We start from the raw sequence: 1,801 nt of genomic DNA on the forward strand, positions 1-1,801 counted from the left end.
AAATATAAACAAACAATCAATGAAAACGAAAAACTTCCAACAAATTTTTTAATTAATAATTATAAATATATTTTAAAAAAAAACAAAACCCCGCCGAAGCGAGGTTTGAAATACTTACATTTATAATATTATATAAATATTGCATTTAATTTATAGAAAAAAACGGAGTTTTGCAACTTTTTTAATCAGCTTAAAGCGCTAATTTTGAATAGCGAATCTCTATCTAATTGATAGCAACAATCTAATAAACAAATCCAATACAGTTTATAGCTCTTTCGCCAAGCATCAGCACTGACGCCCAACAATCCAGCGAGCTTAACATCCGTATATTTTTTTGCTGTTTGATTAATTTCTGCTTTTACCGCCTGAATGGCTAGTAAGGTAAGAGATTGAAGTCGTTGCTTAACTTTTTTCGTTATCCTTTTTTTACTATTTAATCGCTGAAACTCATGCCAAATATAGGGAACAATGAGTATTTGCTCACGATAATATTGATAATCACCATAGCAATAGAGTAACCATAAGCGCATTTCGTTAGGCAATTGATGAATACCTCTGCGCCATGATGAAGTGCGATAAGTAACTTCATTAATTAATGGTTTTGATTTTCCTTTGGCATGTTTTTGCTTAATTTTGAGTGGATGTGAGGGGAGTCTGTATCGAGACTTTCTTTCACCCGCATAGCGTATTGGGTTTCTTTTAAACCTATCGGTTACAAGTATTGCTTGTTCCTCCATGGCACTTAACGGCCCATTTTCTATAATACAAACATTCATCAACGCTGTACTTACTCGCTCGCGTATCCACTCAATATTCACTATCGCACCTCTTGGATAATTATCTGCCCCCTTTTTCCCCACACTTTTGTTACCCGCCCATCCCATACACGTGAATCATCGTCAAAAATAGCATCAAGTAATGCTTTTTCGAGATTATCTTTATCCGGTTTTTGTTGATGGGGTTTACCGTTCATTTCGGAGCGTTTAGTTTTACTCCAACTCTTCGGCATGGGTAGAATGAATGTAATGTGGTAATGTGATTCAGGTAGGGTGATTTTGTTTAACTTTACTTCGTCCTTAAACGCAAAATACTTTAAAACTGGGGGACGTTTTTTCCATTTATCAGCCTGAGTCATCCTTGGTTTAGGTACTGGTTCGATATTAAAGACCTTCACACGTTCAACTTCCCTTCTTGGATCAATATGGCTTGCGTTCTCAAAACACCTTCTAGATGACATTGTTTTGCATACTCCATATCCGTAAATCGTGTTCGTCTATCAACTTCATCGTGACATGCACTACAAGCCCAAGCGCCAAATAAGTCATGCGATTTTATTCCGACGCCACAAAGACCTGACATTCTGTAATGGGCTAAAACAACCGTTTCAGAGTTACCATTACAAACTGAAGGTATTCTAATCTGACATTCACGCCCTTTTGCCTCATTGCGTAAATTCATCATGAGCCTCCTGATTACTATTTTTTATCACTTTAAAATAAAAACGATCATGTTATTAACTGAAATAATCATCACTATTTCCTATTCTTCTTGCTTTCTTTTCAAACTCATATATTCAGAATTACGAGGAATGATGATCGGAATTCCCTTCTCAATGCACCATTGTTCATGTTTCTCCATCATGTAAAGCATCCTTGCTTTATCCATCTTGCTGGTTTTTTCACGCTCACCGTTTTCATTGCGCCCTAGCCAATGTCCAACGAAATATTCATGAGTTTCCTCATTAGTGATGGGCTTTGATAAAACGATTTCACCAACACCATTTTTAATATCGATAACAACG

4 protein-coding genes are annotated in these 1,801 nt (G+C 36.2%); all 4 read right to left on the bottom strand.

The features are described from left to right. Nucleotides 1-185: 185 nt before the first annotated feature. A complete protein-coding gene (locus HMPREF0693_RS13335; protein ID WP_004245982.1) occupies nucleotides 186-818 on the bottom strand; it encodes a bacteriophage antitermination protein Q in 633 nt (210 codons plus the stop codon). After that, nucleotides 818-1,174, bottom strand: coding sequence for a RusA family crossover junction endodeoxyribonuclease (locus HMPREF0693_RS13340; protein ID WP_004245983.1), 357 nt, complete (start codon nucleotides 1,172-1,174; stop codon nucleotides 818-820). The genes HMPREF0693_RS13335 and HMPREF0693_RS13340 overlap by 1 nt, the downstream gene beginning before the upstream one ends. Then, nucleotides 1,171-1,461 carry a DUF1364 domain-containing protein gene (locus HMPREF0693_RS13345; RefSeq protein WP_004245984.1) on the bottom strand — a complete coding sequence of 97 codons (291 nt, stop codon included), beginning with the start codon at nucleotides 1,459-1,461 and terminating at the stop codon, nucleotides 1,171-1,173. Before HMPREF0693_RS13345 ends, HMPREF0693_RS13340 begins: the two co-directional genes overlap by 4 nt. A gap of 78 nt (nucleotides 1,462-1,539) precedes the next feature. Next, nucleotides 1,540-1,801 (bottom strand): NinB/YbcN family protein (locus HMPREF0693_RS13350; RefSeq protein ID WP_004245985.1); only part of this gene is annotated, 262 nt, incomplete at its 5' end.

The sequence above is a fragment of the Proteus mirabilis ATCC 29906 genome, from assembly GCF_000160755.1.
GTDB classification, from domain to species: domain Bacteria; phylum Pseudomonadota; class Gammaproteobacteria; order Enterobacterales; family Enterobacteriaceae; genus Proteus; species Proteus mirabilis.